The following is an 18194-nucleotide window of genomic DNA, read 5'->3' on the forward strand; positions in this document are numbered from 1 at the left end:
TTGTTTGGATTGCAGTTTCCTGTGCCTCTACAGCTTAAAGTCCGATACGTTCAAAAATACCATCCACATTTTTCAAATGATACGTATAGTCGAAACAATCGGCTATTTCTCCTTCAGTCAACAAGCTGGTGATTTTGGATTCCTGTTCCACCAGGCTGCGGAACGGAATGCCTTTTTCCCAAGCCTTCATCGCATTTGACTGGACCAGATCATACGCTTCCTCACGACTCATGCCTTTATCGATCAACGTCAGCAGCACTCTTTGGGAAAAAATAACGCCATAGGTTTTATCGATGTTGGCCTTCATGTTTTCCGGGAATACTGTCAGGTTTTTGACTATGTTCGCAAAACGGTTCAGCATGTAATCCAAGGCTATCGTGGCGTCCGGAAGGATAATCCGCTCAGCTGATGAGTGGGAAATATCCCGTTCATGCCAAAGTGCAACGTTCTCGTATGCTGTCACCATATGCCCGCGCAGCACACGGGCCATACCGGTCATGTTTTCCGAACCGATCGGGTTACGTTTATGCGGCATCGCCGAGGAACCTTTTTGCCCTTTCGCGAAAAATTCCTCTACCTCGCGTGTTTCGGTTTTTTGCAGGTTGCGGATTTCCACGGCAAACTTTTCAATCGAAGTGGCCACCAACGATAGTGTCGATACATAATGCGCATGCCGATCACGCTGCAAAGTCTGGGTTGATACAGGTGCAGGAGTGAGTCCTAGTTTTTCACACACGTATTTTTCCACAAACGGATCAATGTTGGCATAAGTACCGACAGCACCGGAAAGCTTTCCGGTCTCGATTGTCTTCGCCGCAGCATCGAATCGCTCCAAGTTCCGTTTCATCTCTTCGTGCCAAAGCGCCATTTTCAATCCGAATGTTGTCGGTTCGGCATGGACACCATGTGTGCGTCCCATCATGACTGTATGTTTATGTTCCTGGGCTTTGGCTGCCAAAATATCGATGAACCGCTGAATGTCACTGCGTAAAATGTCATTGGCCTGTTTCAACAAATACGATAAGGCGGTATCGACAACGTCGGTAGAAGTCAGACCGTAATGGACCCATTTACGTTCTTCCCCCAGCGATTCAGATACGGCTCTTGTAAAGGCAACCACATCATGGCGTGTTTCCTGTTCGATTTCCAAAATCCGTTTGACATCGAAAGAAGCGTCGGCCCTCAGCTTTTCCACATCCTGTTTCGGAATGACACCAAGCTCGCTCCAAGCCTCGCAGGCGAGAATTTCCACTTCCAGCCATGCCTTGTATTTATTTTCATCAGTCCAAATTGCTCCCATTTCTTCTCTTGTATATCGATTAATCATAAGCTACCTCCTGAATGTTCACGATGCCGTGACTGGCTAATATGTTTAGTATTCGTCAAATCCTACTGACGAATCACTGTTCCTTCTTCCAGCTTGTTCACTAATTCTTCCAAGTGCCTGCCGACAAACGTGACGTGCCCCATTTTCCGGTTCGGCTTGACACCTTTTTTTCCATAAATATGCAGGTGTCCATCAGCGAAGGAGTCCATGTTGTCAAGACAGGCTGTCATTTCATCGCCAAGCAGGTTCATCATGACCGCTGCTCCGTGAAAAAACACCGGTACAAGCGGTAAACCGCAAACCGCACGGACATGCTGTTCGAACTGCGACACGTTGCACGCTTCGATTGTATAATGACCCGAATTGTGCGGTCTCGGCGCCATTTCATTGATCAGCACCTGCTCTCCTGCAACGAACATTTCGATTGCAAATGTGCCCACGACAGAAAGACTTTCAGCAGCAGTACGTGCAGCAACCAGCGCTTTGTCACGAACTGTCTCCGACACCGTCGCCGGGGCTATCGTTTTATGGAGAATATGGTTTTTGTGCTCGTTTTCCGCAACAGGAAAAAAGGTGATTTCCCCTGTTATCGAGCGTGTGAAAACGACCGAGATTTCTTTTTCGAAAGGAATCCATTCTTCCAGGATGCAACGGCCGCTATCCAAGATGAACTGTGCTGCCTCTGCCAGATCCTCTTCCGTCCTTGCTATCATCTGGCCTTTGCCGTCATAACCGCCGCGGCAGGTCTTCAATACGAAGGGCAATCCGACTTTTGCCACAGCTTCAGCCAATTTACGTTCATCCTCAAGGATTGCAAAAACAGGCACCTGCAGGCCGCTGTCCACCAAACGGCGTTTTTCCGTTTCCCGATCCTGAGTTACCTGCAGCAATTCGGCTCCCTGAGGCAGTACCTTTTCCTTTTCCAGATAGCGCGCTGCATCTAAATCTACGTTTTCAAATTCGTACGTCACCACGTCACTGATTTCCGCCAATTGTTTGATGGCTTCCATGTCGTCATAGGCTGCGACGATATGATGATCGCTCACCTGAGCGGCCGGACAATCTGGCGTGGGATCCAGAATGGCAATCCTGTATCCCATGTGTTTGGCTGTCGTAGCCATCATCCTTCCCAGCTGACCGCCTCCCAAAATTCCGATCGTGCTGCCAGGTAAAACGTTATTTGTCTGCAAGCTGATCCCTCATTTCCGCAACTTGTTTTCGTTGTTCTGCTTGAAAAGCTTCCAGTCTGCCGGCAGTTTGTTCATCAAAAGTGCCGATAATTTGTGCGGCAAGCAGTCCGGCATTTTTAGCGCCCGCTTTGCCAATTGCCACAGTGGCGACTGGCACACCGCCGGGCATTTGCACGATAGACAACAGAGAGTCCATACCGTCTAACGCCTTCGTCTGTACCGGAACGCCGATGACCGGCAGGGTGGTTTTTGCCGCTACCATGCCAGGAAGATGAGCAGCACCGCCGGCACCGGCAATGATGACTCGCAAGCCTTTTTCCCTCGCGGATTCCGCATAGGCGAACATGTCATCCGGCGTCCGATGGGCCGAAATGACCTGTTTCTCATAGCTGATCTCCAGTTCTTCCAGCATGCTGCAAGTGTGCTCCATCGTTTCCCAGTCCGAAATACTTCCCATGATAACCCCTACTTTTGCCATAGCAGACTCTCCCCATTTCTTATTTTTTATGTATCGCCGGCTCTTTAGCGAATGTAAAAATGAAAATGCCCATTCATCTCCTCCTCGCTTTCATGAGAGAAGATGAATGGGCACACGTCTACCGTATATATGCATCCATAGAACCACCACAATACTGAGTACGCGGGGGTTACATCCTCCCTCATAGTCCGTCATTTACGGTGACGGGTAGAGACTATCGGGCCCTATTCCCAAAATTATATGAGGTATGGTAAATTCAGCTGATTATGCTTGATGCGGCTCCAAAGTCCGCCCTTGTTTGCGAATGCATATCTATGATAACAAGCTTTATAAAAATGGTCAACAAAAATCGAACAATCCTTAACCAGATAATTTTATTGTTCGTGTTTTACTGGGACAGCTTCAAATATAACCGTCCGATCTACCGGCTGGTAGCTGGTTTCTCCTTTCTCGTTGACCTCTTCGAATATCGGTTCCTCTGTCCTCCTGATCGGAGTAAACCCTTCTTTGGCAATCCGGTCCAGGCACTGATCGATGGTTTCACCCTCCAACAGTTCAAACCTTCGCTTACTGTTCGTTTTGCTGGATGGTTTCCTGCTGCTTTTGTTCTTCTTTTTTGGCACTTTTGATCCGTCCTCTCCTGACTTGCTTCACCCAGAATCCGCCATATATTTGCTTCGGTTCGTATGCGATGATAAAAGCTTTGGAATCGATCAAACGGATTGTTTCGTAAAGCTGGAGTTCGTATTTACGGGGAGTCAGAATTTGCATGGCAAGCCGGTCGCCGTCCATGCCGTAGGCGTACCAGCTGGTGACACCGTATCCTTTATCGCGCAGCTGCTTCGTAAATTCGATTTCCGGATCGGAGGAGATAACATTGACGGTAATATAACCTAATGCGAGTTTCTCTTCGATCATCGAACCGACGACAACGCCGATTCCGAAACCAAGTGCATAGGCGATGATATTTTCGATTTGATCCAGATTGTCGAGCACCAAACCAAGCCCTAAGACATAAATGGTGATTTCAAACATGCTGACGATGGCTGCTATATATCTTCTGCCCTTCAAGGTCAGAATCATACGGATTGTGGAAAAAGAGACATAAACAATATTGATAATCAAAATGATGGATACCATGATGATTGCATTATCGAGCATTTAATTCCTCCTAACTGTTGCTTCGAAAGCAGGTAGGGCATTCACCCATCTTTGTTTCATGCATACAATATATCGCATTTTAATTGGCTAAAACAACTAAAAAAGGGGGAAATGCTGTGGATCCATTTAAAAACATGGGAGATTGGAAGCGGAATATGGATCACTTTTTCGGCGACAGCTTCTGGAACGAGTTTGAAGGTGTTTTGAAACCAACTCTGCCACAGGTGAATTTGTATCAAAAGGAAAAGGAAATTGTCTGTATCGCCAGCCTTCCGGGAGTAAGTGATTTGAAAAACATTGATATATTCGTCAACCATGCCACTTTGGAAATCCGGGGCAGTATCGATATGAAGGAAGCGGAAGGTCAAGTCGTCCGTGAAGAGATCCTGCACGGCCATTTCGAACGTAAAATCGACTTACCCTTTCCTGTACGCAGGGAAAAAGTGGACGCCTCCTACCAACGTGGCTTACTGGTGATCCGGCTGCATCGTTTGATGAAAAAGGACAACAAGAAAACTCGTTTAGAGATTGTCGACATGGAGGATTAGCAGGATGGATGAAAGAAAGGAGTGTTTTCGAATAAAACAACACCCTTGTGTTGTAACAGCCATTCCTCTCCCTTGCTTATTGAATATGAGCGCTAATACACCGGTATGAAAATAATGAAGAAAAGAGCTTGGACAAATATCACAGCGGCCAAAGCAAAAACCGAACGATGATTCGAATTTTACCTTTCGAACTCGTTCGGTCTTTCTTTGCCGGTTTAAATGGTTCCTTTCCGTCCTTGATTAGAAATGTGTAGTCAGACGCTACGGAAATACCTTACGCTTTCCGCGGGCGGCTGGTGAGCTTCCTCGAGCTTGCGCTCTGCGGGATCTCCCCGAGGCCTTTCCTCCCGCAGGAGTCTACAGGTATTTCCTCCGCTGGTAGGCATTTTCTGAATTTTGGTTAGTGATATGAACATGTTAGACCTATTTTAGTACTTCTTCACCTTTTGATCAGAAATCTATCTTAAGCTGCGGAAAATGCGACACTCCTGGGGGAAGAGCAGCTTCCGAAGACCCCGCAGGGAGTGCACTATGCTCACGAGGAGGCTGAGGTGCTGCCCCCGGAAAGGGAGTGTTTTCCGCAGCGCCGGGTTTACACGCAACTTAATTAGACCGAGCGAGAGCCTTATAAAAAGAAATTTTCACTATGTCGCAGTTTCTATCCACTGCGCAATCAGTAAAATGTGGAATTATTTCTGTTAAGAATCTATATTATCCTCCAACCACTTTTCATTAGCTTAAGAAAATAAAGTACAGGATGAAAATTACAAACAACAGATACATAACCGGATTGATTTCTTTCGCTTTCCCTTTTACCAGCATCGTGATGGGGTAAAAGACAAAACCGATGGCGATTCCGGTAGCGATGCTGTAGGTCAGCGGCATCATGATGATCGTCAGAAACGCCGGCACGGCAATTTCAAAGCTTCCCCATTCAATGTCTCTCAATGTAGAGCACATCAGGACACCGACGATAATCAATGCCGGCGCAGTCACCGCAGACGTCACAATACTCAATAGTGGCGAGAAGAATAGCGCAAGCAAGAAGAAAGCGGCTGTTACCACTGAAGTGAAACCTGTTTTTCCTCCTGCACTGACGCCGGTTGTCGACTCGACATAAGAAGTGGTCGTCGATGTGCCAAGCGTCGCTCCGACTACTGTTGCTGCGGAGTCCGAGAACAATGCTTTTCCTGCACGCGGCAATTTGTTGTCCTTCATAAGACCTGCTTTGGTCGCAACAGCCACCAGTGTTCCAGCCGTATCAAAAAAGTCGACGAACAAAAACGTCAGGATGACGACCAGCATTTGAATGGTAAAGATATCACCGAAATGGGCAAAAGCCTGTCCGAAAGTCGGCGCAAGGCTTGGAGCAGGCCCGACGACGTCGCTAGCGCTGGATGGCGGCTCGATCAATCCGACGATCATACCGGCAATCGCAGTGATGATCATCCCGTAAAATACGCCGCCTTTCACATTGGAAGCGAGCAGGATTACCGTTACGACAACTCCGAATACCGCCAACAGCGTGTTCGGATCGGTCAAATCGCCAAGGGCCACCATGGTGTCCGGATCTCCGATTACGATCCCTGAATTTTGAAAACCGATAAAAGCGATGAACAAGCCAATTCCGGCTCCAACCGCCATTTTAAGATTGCCGGGAATGGCATTGATGATTTTTTCCCGCAGGCCCGTCAATGTCAAGACAATAAAAATCAGTCCGGAAGCAAGCACGCCTGCTAAAGCTGTTTCCCAAGGAATTCCGTAGCCAAGGATGACCGTGTATGCAAAGAAAGCATTCAAGCCCATTCCCGGCGCGAGTGCGATCGGATACTTGGCAAACAATCCCATCACCAGCGTTCCGACTGCTGCGGCCAGCGCGGTGGCGGTAAATACGGCTCCCTGGTCGATTCGCGTAACGCCTTCCGGCAGTTCCTCAACACCCACCAACGCCAGTGTTGCCGGATTGACAAACAAAATATAAGCCATCGCCAAAAAAGTGGTCAACCCGGCGATGAACTCCGTCCGATAATTGGTACCAAGTTCCTCAAACCGAAAATATTTTTTCATTCTCTATTCCTCCCCATTCCGTCGCAATAGATTCTTTTCAAATTTACTAAAACAAATAATTGCGGATTCAAACAAAAAAGCGCTCCTGGTCTAAACCAAGAGCGCTACCGGACACACGTATGGGAATTGACAAAAAATAATCCGTCAATCACCAGCGTAGTCAGACCATTTACGGTAGTCCGGTAGAAACTCATGGGCCATATCCCCAAAATTATACGACGGTTGTTTCATTCAATATTCATTTTAAAATCACATTCCTATCATACTAACGTCCTATCCGTTAGTCAAGCCATTTTACGAATGTTTTATTGTAAAATGAAATCATTGTTCGGGTTTTGCCGGTTTCATTCCCACTCAATCGTAGCTGGCGGCTTGCTGGTCACATCATACACTACGCGATTGATATGGTCGACTTCATTGACGATCCGGGTCGAGATTTTCTCGAGTACTTCCCATGGAATCCTCGCCCAGTCCGAAGTCATGCCATCGATCGAAGTGACCGCACGGATGCCGATCGTATAATCATAAGTCCTGGCATCACCCATGACCCCTACGCTCCGGATATCCGGAAGCACAGTGAAGTATTGCCAAATATCTCTTTCCAGTCCGGCCAGCTTCACTTCTTCTCGTAAAATCGCATCGGATTCCCGGACGATTTCCACCTTCTCTTCCGTAACCTCCCCAAGTACCCGGATGCCAAGTCCCGGTCCCGGGAAAGGCTGGCGCCAGACGATTTCTTCCGGTACACCAAGCTCGATGCCAAGTTCCCTTACTTCGTCTTTGAACAATGTGTTAAGCGGCTCGAGCAGTTCGAACTGCATGTTTTCCGGCAGTCCGCCTACATTGTGGTGAGATTTGATCGTTTGGGCGGTTTCCGTTCCACTCTCTACAATATCGGTGTACAGGGTCCCTTGCGCCAGGTAATCAATATCCTTCAATTTATCCGCCTCGTCATCAAAGACGTAAATAAATTCATTGCCGATGATTTTCCGTTTCTGCTCCGGATCTGCCACCCCGCGCAACTTGCTTAAAAACCGCTCCTGAGCGTCGACGCGGATGATGTTCATATGGAATCCGTCCCGGAATGTTTCCATGACCATGTCGCCTTCATTTTTACGCAGCAATCCGTGGTCTACGAAGATACAGGTTAGCTGGTCGCCGATTGCCTTATGAATCAATGCCGCCACTACAGAAGAATCCACACCGCCGCTAAGTGCACAGAGGACTTTTTTGTCTCCGACTTTGGCACGGATTTTTTCCACTTCCTGATCGACGAAGTTTTCCATTGTCCAATCACCGCTTGCCTGACAGACATCGAAAACAAACTGTTTCAACAAATTATTGCCATACTCCGTATTCCTTACTTCCGGATGGAATTGAACGCCGTACAGCTGCTTGTCCGTGTTGCTGATGGCTGCAACCGGTGTTGAATGACTGGTCGCGTCGATTGTGAAACCTTCTGCCGGCTCGATCACTTTATCGCCATGACTCATCCAAACCGTCTGCTTGGCCGGAGTGCCATTGAACAAAATCGGACTGCCGGACAAATCGATGTCCGCTTTTCCATACTCTCTTTCTTTCGCTCTTTCGACATGACCTCCAAAGTGCAGGGTCATCAGCTGCATGCCATAGCAGATTCCCAGAATCGGGATTCCCAGTTCAAAAATTTCTTTATCACAACGAAAGCTGTTCTCATCGTAGACACTGTGCGGTCCACCTGAGAGGATGATCCCTTTCGGATTCATCCGTTTGATTGTTTCAGCCGTCAAGCGATGCGAATGCAATTCACTATATACGCCGAATTCTCTTATTCTTCTGGTGATCAACTGATTGTACTGACTGCCAAAATCAAGGACCAATATCATTTCATTGTTTTCCAACCCATCCATCTCCTTAGCTCTGCAAATTGATTGCTGTCATTTTCCTGTAGCAGCTGCCGGTTTTATCATTAGAAACCGATAATCCCTCTATACAAAACGCAAAAAAAATAGATTTCCGCCTTCCCGTCTCGAGGAAGGCAGAAATCTATACGGCACAGCCTGAAACAGCTGATGATTTCCACCTTCATAGTCAGAGCGTTTACGGTGCTCCGGTAGAGACTCTCGAACCTTATTATCGAGGATATATGAAGTGTTGATTCCTTTGTTTTCCAGTCCTGACTAGTCAGGCCCGTTTGAATTGTTACTATTCTATCAGCGCTGCAGACAGCTGGTCAAGACAATGCCCGTTTAATTAAGTTTTCCCACAATTCAGTAATATTCCCCCATTGGGCCGAATCTGTTTCATTCCGATAAAGCATCCGTTCGTACTGATGTGTGAGCCGTACCATATCCTGCGATTCAAAACGCTTATCGACCTGGAAGGCATACTCTCTCAAAGTCTGGCCTTCCTGACGGCCCATGCCTTTATGGGTCAGCAGCTTCAACAGGAACAGATAGGCTTCCTGGTAAACTTGCGGAGTTTGCTGGTGATGAAACTTCCTGCGTACCCAGGCCGACATCCAGTGGTACCGGGTAAGATAGATGATCACGGCTGCTCCAACCAGCACCGCTGCAACCACGGCAACTGTCCAATTCCACCCATCCGTGAACTGGACATTGGCGTCACCCTCTGCAGCTGACTCATCCTCATCCGCCCCCACTTCTTGTTGGTTGCCGGGACGTTCCTGCTCTTCCTGTTCAGCAGCTTCATCGGTATCCGGGCTGTCCTCCTCCTGGTTGACATCCCGGTAAAAATCAACCGGATTGCTGAAGCCTTGGGTGGGTTCGAATGGCACCCAGCCTACTTCCGGAAAGTACACTTCAACCCAGGAATGCGCATTCGAGTTGGTTACTTTATAGTTATTCAGGCCTTCGATGCTGTCGTCCGAAGCCGACGCCAATTCTCCGCCTGTAAAACCTTTCACCCAGCGTGCGGGAATGCCGAGTGTACGGAGCATTACCGTCATCGACGTCGAATAGTTATCACAGTAACCTGCCTTTGTTTCAAATAAAAACTGATCGACATAGTCTTGGTTGCGGCCCGGCACTGCCACATCCTCTGTCTGATAAACGAAGCCGTTGCGGTTGAAATACTGTTCGACCGCTTTTACCTGATCATATCTCGTCTCTTCTTCAGAAACGATTTGACCGGCAAGATTTCCGACTCTGTCTGGCAGATCTTCCGGAAGCTGAAGGTAATCATCCTTAATTGCTTGCGGGTCCTCGTCCCCCGCCTCCGACAAGAGATCGATCGAATAGGACGGCTTGTCGTAGGAAATCTGGTATTGATCGACAATTCCCTGCTCTTCCGGTGCTTCTACGGCAATCGAACCGAACTGATCGTCGACGAGATAGTTGACACCTTCCTCCCCTTCCACCTGCTTGATTCCATATGGATAAACAAGCTTAGAGAAAAAGGCATTGGATTGAAAAGTGACGATTCCTTGAAGCGACTCTGTTTCCACGGTGCTTTCAAATGTATCGAAATCTATCGATCCATCGCTGGTCAGGTTATATTCCGGTTCCGTCGATCGCTCCCACCCCTTGCCGGTGTAGATATCCTTCGTTTCAATCCGCCAGTAATGTTTTTCTTCGACTTGTGCCTGAAAGACAAGCGAGTCGTCCTGGAAAAAGGAACCTCCGAGACGGGAATCGTCCTCGCCATAACCTACCTTTTGCACCCCGCCGGTACCTTCTTCTCCGAAACCGGCATCCGGTGAAGTACTGGTCAAATATGGAACCGGGTCAGGCCACTGCGGGTCCAATTTAGGGGCCGCAAAGCCGACGAGACTTGAAAAGGCGATCACTGCAGCCAATGGCAGTACCCAGGCGGAGACCCGTTTTAGCCCAGTAAAGGTCACTGCCTCCCTGCCCAATTCTTTATAAAAGTTCGAGACACCAAGTGCAATCAGCGACACGATAAAGGCACGGACAATGGGAGTGTTTGCCTCATAGGCAGTAAATGTATCGAGCACCGTCAAGTAGATAAAAGTGAGCAGTACAAACAAGAATATTCTTTTTGAAATAACAAACCAGTAATACATTAAATAGCTCATCAGCCATAATAAAATCAAAAACAGCAGGCTGCGGAACAACGGTGTGATTTCCGTCCAATTCTGACTGGAAATCATCTCGAAGTTATATTGCAGGTGCAAGTATAGTAAATAAAACCAGCCTTTTGAAAACATGGTTTCCGAGATAAACAACCCATCCAGCACAAACAATAACCCACCCAATTTCAACGGCACCGACAGCCACCATTTCATATTCAGCACCGATATGATAAAACAAAATCCGGTGTAAAGCACAAAAGCGGAAAGGCTCCCTGTATCCGTCAACGTTTCCAAGGGACGCAGCCATTCCCAAAGCAAGAAGAAACCGCACAAGTAGATGCTCATACGGAAAACGAGCTGGCGTTTACTGCTCGAAAACAATGCCATCAGCTGCTCACCTCCAGCTTCTGCTGCACCAGCTGTTCTTCAGTCAGAACATTCACTGATGCGCCTCCAACAGATAATTGGTGAATCATCCTTTTATCTTCCTCCGTAATTTTTGCAGAAGGTTTGATCAAAAAGACGATGATTTTTTTGCTTTTGCGCTTAAGGCGTTCCATTGCTTCAATAGTGGCTTGGTCGAGCTGATTGGTTACAACCATGGCGATCAGTCCTTGCGGGATATTGCGTATTTCCTGATCAAGCAGCCTGGAAAACGGCATATTGCCGCCAGGCTGTACCCTTGCGAGATAGTTCTGAATCAATACATTTTTTGCCGGATCTTCTTGCAAAGGGAAAAACACGCGCTCTTCCCCCAGCCCGATGAACGTCATTTGCGAAGCTTTCCGTTTCAACGTTTTCAACAGGGAAGCAGTCAATTCGACACTTCCTTCGAAGGCGATTTGGTCCTGAGCAGGAAAGGAAATGGCATCAAGAATCAGCATAATGTTCGAACTCTTTTCCTGCTCGAATTCCTTGGTCATGACCGTGTCTTTACGGGCAGTCGTTTTCCAATCAATCCAGGAAAAACGATCTCCCGGCATATATTCCCTTACGCCTGTGACAACGTTGGTGTTCTTGGCATTGACATTGTAAGAAGCAGACGCCCCTTCCTCGAAACTGTTCACTTTTTCGCGAAAAACAATATCGCGTTCCGATGGATATGCAAGCAGATAACTGGGAGTGGGATATACATATTCTTTTTTGATAAACCCGAAGAAATCACCGGTTTTGACACGGAAGGCACCGAGGTGATGCTCCCCGCGCGGCACGTTGTCCAAGGTATAACGATAGGTCCATTTCCGCTTGAACCATGGAAAGGACACGCGTTTCACGACCCTACGTTTCGCCAGTGCATCTGTCTTGCTCATACGCTGGAATTTCGACCGACTGGTATCTTCTTTTTGCAGACTTGTGGGAAAGTATTCCTCGACAATGCAGTAATAAAGCGGAAAAGCGAAGCGACGGCTCAGCTCCACTTCGACTGAAAGGTGATCGGAAGCCTGGATAATATGTTTGGACAAACGGCGCTTAACCGTCCAATTGGAAATTGGATAGATGAGCAACAAGAACATGTAGACAATGATCGGCAGAAAGCTGTAAAACAAAAACCAGCTGACGAAGCCCCCCTGGAACATGGCATAGGCAAAAAAGGTGCCGAATAACAGCAAGACGAAAAAAAACTTAAAGCCCATGGAAAACGAGCGTTTCATCAACTATATTCCTTTCGCACAGGGATCGAGGCATTGCTGAGCAGCTCCTCGATGATCATTTCTGCCGTTATGCCTTCAAACTTTGCCTCCGAAGTCAAAATGATCCGGTGGGCCAATACGAACGGCGCCAAATATTTCACATCATCCGGCAGCACGTAATCGCGGTCATGAATATAAGCATATGCCTTGGCCGCTTTCATCAGGGCAATAGACCCACGGGGACTGACCCCTAAATAAGCTCCCCGGTGCTCTCTTGTTCCTGTAACAATATCGATGATATAGCGCTGGACGTTCTGGTCCATATATACTTCCTTGACTTCCCGCTGTATCGTGACCAATTCCTCTTTGTCGATCACGGCCTCGATGTCGTTAATGGGATGGGTTTTCGATGTTTTTTCCAGCATTTGCAGTTCTTCCTGTGCAGTTGGATAGCCCATTTTCAGCTTGAGCAGGAACCGGTCAAGCTGTGCTTCCGGCAGCGGGTATGTCCCCTCATACTCAATCGGATTCTGGGTGGCCATGACAAAGAAAGGATGTTTCAGCTCGATTGTATTGCCATCGACCGTGACGCTGTTTTCTTCCATCCCTTCCAGCAAAGCAGATTGTGTTTTCGGAGAGGTCCGGTTGATTTCATCTGCCAGGACGATGTTGCCGAGAATCGGCCCGCCTCGAAATTCAAATTCCAACTCTTTCGGATTGTATATCGAAACTCCGGTCACATCGGATGGAAGCAAATCCGGAGTAAACTGTATTCTTTTAAAATCGCAATCTAGTGATTTGGCCAAAGTCCGGACTAACATGGTTTTTCCCACACCCGGAACGTCCTCCAGAAGGACATGTCCTTCGGCCAATAAAGCGACAAGGCTCAGTGTTGCGGGTTCATCTTTTCCTACGATTACTTGGTTGATATTTCTAAGTACCTTACTAATCTTGGAGTTGTACAAAAAAGCGTGCTGGGTCATAAAGATACATACTCCTTCCAAATTTTTTATGTGCAGGTTGTACACATATTCCCTATAATAACTATACTACATTCGGACTAGAGGCGTCCAAGCTGCAACAGCAGGAAAAGAAGGAAATAACCGGATTTTTCTGAAAAAACAACCGTTCTTGGCAAAAATGTTGGCCGTCACCTGGATAAACGCCTAATTCCTTTCAGGATAAGCTCATTCTGGGCACCGGCACAATAAGATAATGATGAATCCAGAAAAGAAGGTGATTGAGTTTGTTCCATGAAGAAGAAATGAGGCAGTTTTCACCATTCGGCTATGCAGGGGGAGGCAGCTTTCCCGGCTACAACCAAGGGTATTCCTATCCAGGCTTCGGAATCGGCTATGGCGGGCATGGGTACCAGCCACATTACGGCGGCCAGCCATGGCAGCATTACCCTGGATCCCCTCACGGCGGTCCCAACTGGAATTATCCCGGACACGGGCATGGATATCCCGGCCAAGGCTTTCCTGGATACGGTTTTCCTGGCCAGGGCGGTTACCCAGGATATGGAGGAGGATTTCCCGGTCAAGGCTACAACCCATACGGACAGCAACCCTTCAACTATGATTACGAGGATTACAACGACTTCGACTAAAACAAGGGGAGAATCGAAGGGACTGACCCCCACCACTCTACCACTGCACCGCGCTGACACGGTGGGGGTCAGTCCCCGCAAAAAGAAGCACCCTGTACAGGGTGCTTCTTTCATATATCTATAGGGCTTCTAGAAAAGGTTCTGGGCTTGCGGTGAATGAGCATTGCCGCCCTGGCCTGTGATGCCGGACATCATTGGCATCGACTGCTGGATTGTTTTGCCCAGCCCCTGTCCTTTCGTCATGCTGTAGTAAGCTGCGGCACCGATTCCTACTGAGGCAATCAGCGGAATCCACATACCTCGTTGCTTGTCCATGAGCTGTTCACCCCCTAGATGGTCGTTCCTTGTTACTTTTCCTCTTCCCATCCTTTTTGATACAAGGAATTATCAAGGCAAGCAGTCCATAATTTGGAGATTGTTATTCTGATAAATCCAGCAATGGCTGGTGACACTAGCTTTGAAATCATTTTTCCTGGAAGGCATCTATTCCTTATCCGGGTAAAAAAGCACCTTAGCGGCTTGCTCTTCACGGTTCACGAGTTTTTGAAACATACCCGGCCCTTCTTCCAGCTGCAAGCGATGTGAAATCATCGGTTCGGCCTGGATTGCACCGCTGCTCATATAGTGGATAGCCGACGTCCATTCCTTTCCCGGAAAAGGTGCAGACACGGCATTCCAGGAACCGAGTACCCGCAGTTCATTGCGGACGATTTTTTCAAAATAATCCCGCTCCAGTGTAACATCGGCGTAGGGAATCCCGAGGAAAACCACTTCTCCGCCTTTCCGAGGCAATGCCAGCACCTGGGCAGAAGTTGCGGGGGATCCGGCAGATTCCACCGCCAGATCGACACCTCGCCCGCCAGTTTGTTCCATGATTTGTTCGTCAGCTGGCTGGACCAATGGATTGACCGTCACATCGGCCCCCAACTCCCTGGCGATTTCCAGCTTTTGATCGTCGACATCGATAGCATATACTTTTCGGGCACCGAATATCCTTGCCCATTGGATCGCCAACAGGCCGATGTTGCCCGCTCCCATCACCGCTACTTCCGCCCCGGGCCGGACATCTGTACGGTAATACCCGTGGGCTACGACTGAAGCCGGTTCAACAAGAGCCGCTGTGTCATAGTCCACATTGTCAGGAAGCCGCATGACATGCCCGGCAGGAAGCTTCACAAATTCTGCATAGGCTCCTGGATGGCGGGCACCGATGACAGACAGTTGAGCACAGCGGGCCGGTTCGCCACGGCGACAGCTTTCACAATCTCCACATGCGTACGCCGGACAGGCAGCAACTCTGTCGCCTGTTTTTATTTCGGTGACAGCTTCCCCGGTTTCCACGACCTCTCCCGAAAATTCATGGCCGAATGTCATCCCTTTTACATAGGGACCTAGCTTTTGATAGCGGGAGATATCTGATCCGCAAATACCCGCTGCTTTCACCTTTATGATGACCTCTTTTCCATCTTCTATGACAGGTTCCGGAGATTGTTCACAGCGGATGTCCTTCACCCCGTAAAGATTGAGTGCTTTCATCCTCCCCCTCCTTTCTATCCTTCCCCGCGCGTTTAGCTGCGAGCCGGGTTGTTCTTAGGAAAAACAGCCGATAAACCGCTGCTCCGACTATGAGTGCATTGAACAAAGTTTGGTGCTGAAAATAAAAGGTACTGATCATACGGAAATTGCCAAGCATCAAATCCAAAAATCCATCAACCATTTTCCCACCCCTTTTTAGTATGTCTGGTGCAACGACGCTTTAGTTCACCCAACCGGTTTAAGAAGCACTTTTATCGCTTCCCCGCTTTTTATCGCTTGATAAGCTTTATCCCATTCCGTAATCGGAAATTCATGGGTGACCAGTGCAGCCGCATCCACCTTTCCTTCTTCCATCAGAGCCAGACTGGGCTCCCAGTCCGAATGCTTTTGACTCCTCGTCCCCAATACACGGATTTCTTTTTGGATGATTTTCTCCAGGTCGAACGGGATCTCCGGCTTCGAAAACAATCCGACCTGGACATATTGCCCTTTCTTCCGCAGCAAATCCAACCCTTGTTTTGCTGCAGGGGCAGCCCCTGAGCATTCCATCACTATATCTGCTCCATAGCCATCCGTTAGGTGGTCCACCAACTGTTTCAAATCCTCGTGCTGAATATTCACCACATGATCGATTCCGATTTCCGCCGCTTTATCCAGACGGATCTGATCTTGATCAAGGCCGGTAATAATGACAACGGCACCGCGGCTTTTAGCAACCTGTGCAGTCAAAAGACCAATCGGTCCAGGCCCAAGGACGACGACAAGGTCACCTGGATGGATAACGGATTTTTCTATGGCATGATACGTGCAGGCCAAAGGTTCTGTCATGGCAGCAGCTTGAAAATCAACATTTTCCGGTAAAAGATGCACACTTTCTTTCCGGGCAATCAAATATTCGGCAAAACCGCCATCCTGCTGGGTACCTAGCCCTTTGCGATTGCTACAGAGATTATAATCTCCGGTCTGACAGTAGGCACACTCGCCGCAGATCTGGAAAGTCGTTTCAGAAGTGACTCGATCACCGACCTTGAACTCCGAAACATTTTCGCCGGTTTCCACCACCATACCGGAAAATTCATGCCCCAGTGTCACGGGAACTGCCACGCGATAGTTGCCTTCATACGTATGAATGTCGGACCCGCAGATACCGGCACATTTTACTTGAATCTTCACTTGGTCTTTCCCCGGCGTCGGCTCCGGACGTTCCTGAATCTCCAGGTGACCGAAACCGGGTGCTGTTTTGACTAATGACTTCATCTAGCGATTGCTCCTCCCTTTTCATCAGTTGAATATTTCGAAAACTCTCCAGATAACCCAATTGATTAAGTTGCCGCCTTGGTCGATACTGGAAATCCTTGTCGACTTTTCGGCTATATCCATTTCCAGATCAGCGTTGGCACCCATCTCGGTGAACACTGGTGCAATATCTGTCGCCATGTACAGCGACAGTGCGATCATCACTGTCCCTACGATGACGGAATGGATGATATTACCCCGGGCGGCCCCTACGATGAAAGCGACCACGAACGGAATGGTAGCCAGATCGCCGAAAGGCAGCAAGGCATTTCCCGGTAAAATGACTGCGAGGATGACGGTTATCGGCACCAGGATCAAAGCTGTTGCAATAACTGAAGGATGACCGAGCAATACTGCAGCATCGAGGCCAATGTTGATTTCGCGGTTGCCGAAATGTTTGTTGAGCCATTCACGTGCCGACTCCGACACTGGCATCAGGCCTTCCATTAAAATTTTGACCATCCTAGGCATCAAGACCATGACAGCCGCCATCGCCATGCCGATATCAATGATGTCACCGACTCCGTATCCTGCCAAAGCGCCGATGATCGCTCCTAAAGCCAACCCGATAAAAATCGACTCCCCGAAAATCCCAAAACGTTTTTGAATCGTATCCGGATCGGCGTTCAAGTCTTTGATGACTGGTATTTTCTGCAGTAATTTCACCAGCCAGATTCCCGGCGCATAGGAAACCGTACTTCCTGTTGCAATGGCCACCCCGGGCAAATCATAAAAGTCCCTTACCATCGGCGCTGTCCAATCGGCAATTTTGAGGGTGATAATTTGAAAAATGACCGCCGCGACAAGCCCTTGGACAATACTACCGGAGATGGAATATACGACTGCACCCATGAAGGTATAATGCCAGAAGTTCCAAATATCCACGTTCATGATTTTGGTCGTTTTCGTCAACAGCATGACGACATTGACAACCAAGCCTACAGGAATGATAAAGGCCGCAACCACAGATGCCCAGGCAATCGACGACGTTGCCGGCCATCCGACATCAATGACATTCAACTCCACACCAAGTCTTTCCACCATCCCCTGGGCAGCCGGTCCTAAGTTGTTGACGAGCAGATCGACGACCAGGAAAATACCGACAAACGCCACCCCGATGGTCAAGCCGGAGCGGAATGCTTTCCCCGGCTTTTGCCCGAAGACCAATCCCAATATAAAAATCGCTACCGGTAAAATGACCGTGGCTCCTAAATCCAGAAATCCTTGTATAAAATCGACAAATCCCTGCACTTTCATCCCCCCTGATTTTCATTTAATGTGAAATAATTCACAAGTAGTATTCCAACCATACCCATAC

Annotated in this window: 17 protein-coding genes and 3 riboswitches; of the genes, 2 read left to right on the forward strand and 15 right to left on the reverse strand. The window is 48.3% G+C overall.

Annotated features, from left to right (window positions below):
* Positions 1-34 precede the first annotated feature (34 nt).
* The 5 genes from purB to ABVF09_RS12120 all read right to left on the reverse strand — a co-directional run bounded on the left by purB (position 35) and on the right by ABVF09_RS12120 (position 4156).
* Complete coding sequence (gene purB, locus ABVF09_RS12100; RefSeq protein WP_371069291.1) at positions 35-1327, reverse strand: adenylosuccinate lyase; 1293 nt, start codon at positions 1325-1327, stop codon at positions 35-37.
* Between the two features lie 62 nt (positions 1328-1389).
* Positions 1390-2517, reverse strand: coding sequence for a 5-(carboxyamino)imidazole ribonucleotide synthase (gene purK, locus ABVF09_RS12105; RefSeq protein ID WP_371069292.1), 1128 nt, complete (start codon positions 2515-2517; stop codon positions 1390-1392).
* Entirely contained in the window at positions 2504-2995 is a 492-nt protein-coding gene (gene purE, locus ABVF09_RS12110) for a 5-(carboxyamino)imidazole ribonucleotide mutase (RefSeq protein ID WP_026569213.1), read from the reverse strand. Before purE ends, purK begins: the two co-directional genes overlap by 14 nt.
* Positions 2996-3159: 164 nt before the next feature.
* A riboswitch (purine riboswitch) is annotated at positions 3160-3259 on the reverse strand.
* A gap of 110 nt (positions 3260-3369) precedes the next feature.
* Entirely contained in the window at positions 3370-3618 is a 249-nt protein-coding gene (locus ABVF09_RS12115) for an NETI motif-containing protein (RefSeq protein WP_081718050.1), read from the reverse strand.
* Positions 3563-4156, reverse strand: coding sequence for a DUF2179 domain-containing protein (locus ABVF09_RS12120; RefSeq protein WP_026569211.1), 594 nt, complete (start codon positions 4154-4156; stop codon positions 3563-3565). The genes ABVF09_RS12115 and ABVF09_RS12120 overlap by 56 nt, the downstream gene beginning before the upstream one ends.
* 116 nt (positions 4157-4272) lie before the next feature.
* Here ABVF09_RS12120 and ABVF09_RS12125 point away from each other — a divergent pair, with 116 nt between their 5' ends.
* Positions 4273-4704: an Hsp20/alpha crystallin family protein gene (locus ABVF09_RS12125; RefSeq protein WP_371069293.1), complete on the forward strand. Its 432-nt coding sequence runs from the start codon at positions 4273-4275 to the stop codon at positions 4702-4704.
* Between the two features lie 732 nt (positions 4705-5436).
* Here the strand turns inward: ABVF09_RS12125 and ABVF09_RS12130 are convergent.
* The 5 genes from ABVF09_RS12130 to ABVF09_RS12150 all read right to left on the reverse strand — a co-directional run bounded on the left by ABVF09_RS12130 (position 5437) and on the right by ABVF09_RS12150 (position 13418).
* On the reverse strand, positions 5437-6771 hold the full coding sequence (locus tag ABVF09_RS12130; RefSeq protein WP_371069294.1) for an NCS2 family permease: 1335 nt from the start codon (positions 6769-6771) through the stop codon (positions 5437-5439).
* A gap of 137 nt (positions 6772-6908) precedes the next feature.
* A riboswitch (purine riboswitch) is annotated at positions 6909-7010 on the reverse strand.
* A 105-nt stretch (positions 7011-7115) separates the two neighbouring features.
* Positions 7116-8636, reverse strand: a complete 1521-nt coding sequence (gene guaA / locus ABVF09_RS12135; RefSeq protein WP_371069339.1) for a glutamine-hydrolyzing GMP synthase — start codon at positions 8634-8636, stop codon at positions 7116-7118.
* A 182-nt stretch (positions 8637-8818) separates the two neighbouring features.
* A riboswitch (purine riboswitch) is annotated at positions 8819-8920 on the reverse strand.
* 63 nt (positions 8921-8983) lie between these two features.
* Positions 8984-11191 (reverse strand): transglutaminase TgpA family protein, encoded by a 2208-nt coding sequence (locus ABVF09_RS12140; RefSeq protein WP_371069295.1) that lies wholly within the window; start codon positions 11189-11191, stop codon positions 8984-8986.
* Positions 11191-12456, reverse strand: coding sequence for a DUF58 domain-containing protein (locus ABVF09_RS12145; protein WP_371069296.1), 1266 nt, complete (start codon positions 12454-12456; stop codon positions 11191-11193). Before ABVF09_RS12145 ends, ABVF09_RS12140 begins: the two co-directional genes overlap by 1 nt.
* Entirely contained in the window at positions 12456-13418 is a 963-nt protein-coding gene (locus ABVF09_RS12150) for an AAA family ATPase (RefSeq protein WP_153464314.1), read from the reverse strand. Before ABVF09_RS12150 ends, ABVF09_RS12145 begins: the two co-directional genes overlap by 1 nt.
* 263 nt (positions 13419-13681) lie before the next feature.
* Here ABVF09_RS12150 and ABVF09_RS12155 point away from each other — a divergent pair, with 263 nt between their 5' ends.
* A complete protein-coding gene (locus ABVF09_RS12155) occupies positions 13682-14044 on the forward strand; it encodes a spore coat protein (protein WP_371069297.1) in 363 nt (120 codons plus the stop codon).
* 129 nt (positions 14045-14173) lie between these two features.
* Here ABVF09_RS12155 and ABVF09_RS12160 read toward each other — a convergent pair whose 3' ends face one another.
* The 5 genes from ABVF09_RS12160 to ABVF09_RS12180 form a co-directional block, all read right to left on the reverse strand.
* On the reverse strand, positions 14174-14359 hold the full coding sequence (locus ABVF09_RS12160; RefSeq protein ID WP_026569204.1) for a hypothetical protein: 186 nt from the start codon (positions 14357-14359) through the stop codon (positions 14174-14176).
* A gap of 168 nt (positions 14360-14527) precedes the next feature.
* Positions 14528-15580: a galactitol-1-phosphate 5-dehydrogenase gene (locus ABVF09_RS12165; RefSeq protein WP_371069298.1), complete on the reverse strand. Its 1053-nt coding sequence runs from the start codon at positions 15578-15580 to the stop codon at positions 14528-14530.
* Entirely contained in the window at positions 15537-15761 is a 225-nt protein-coding gene (locus ABVF09_RS12170; RefSeq protein WP_035426504.1) for a hypothetical protein, read from the reverse strand. The genes ABVF09_RS12165 and ABVF09_RS12170 overlap by 44 nt, the downstream gene beginning before the upstream one ends.
* A gap of 44 nt (positions 15762-15805) precedes the next feature.
* Positions 15806-16837, reverse strand: coding sequence for a zinc-binding dehydrogenase (locus ABVF09_RS12175; RefSeq protein ID WP_153464310.1), 1032 nt, complete (start codon positions 16835-16837; stop codon positions 15806-15808).
* Between the two features lie 24 nt (positions 16838-16861).
* Positions 16862-18127: a galactitol-specific PTS transporter subunit IIC gene (locus ABVF09_RS12180; protein ID WP_026569201.1), complete on the reverse strand. Its 1266-nt coding sequence runs from the start codon at positions 18125-18127 to the stop codon at positions 16862-16864.
* Between the last annotated feature and the right edge of the window lie 67 nt (positions 18128-18194).

The sequence above is a fragment of the Sediminibacillus sp. JSM 1682029 genome, from assembly GCF_041366435.1.
GTDB classification, from domain to species: domain Bacteria; phylum Bacillota; class Bacilli; order Bacillales; family Amphibacillaceae; genus Sediminibacillus; species Sediminibacillus terrae.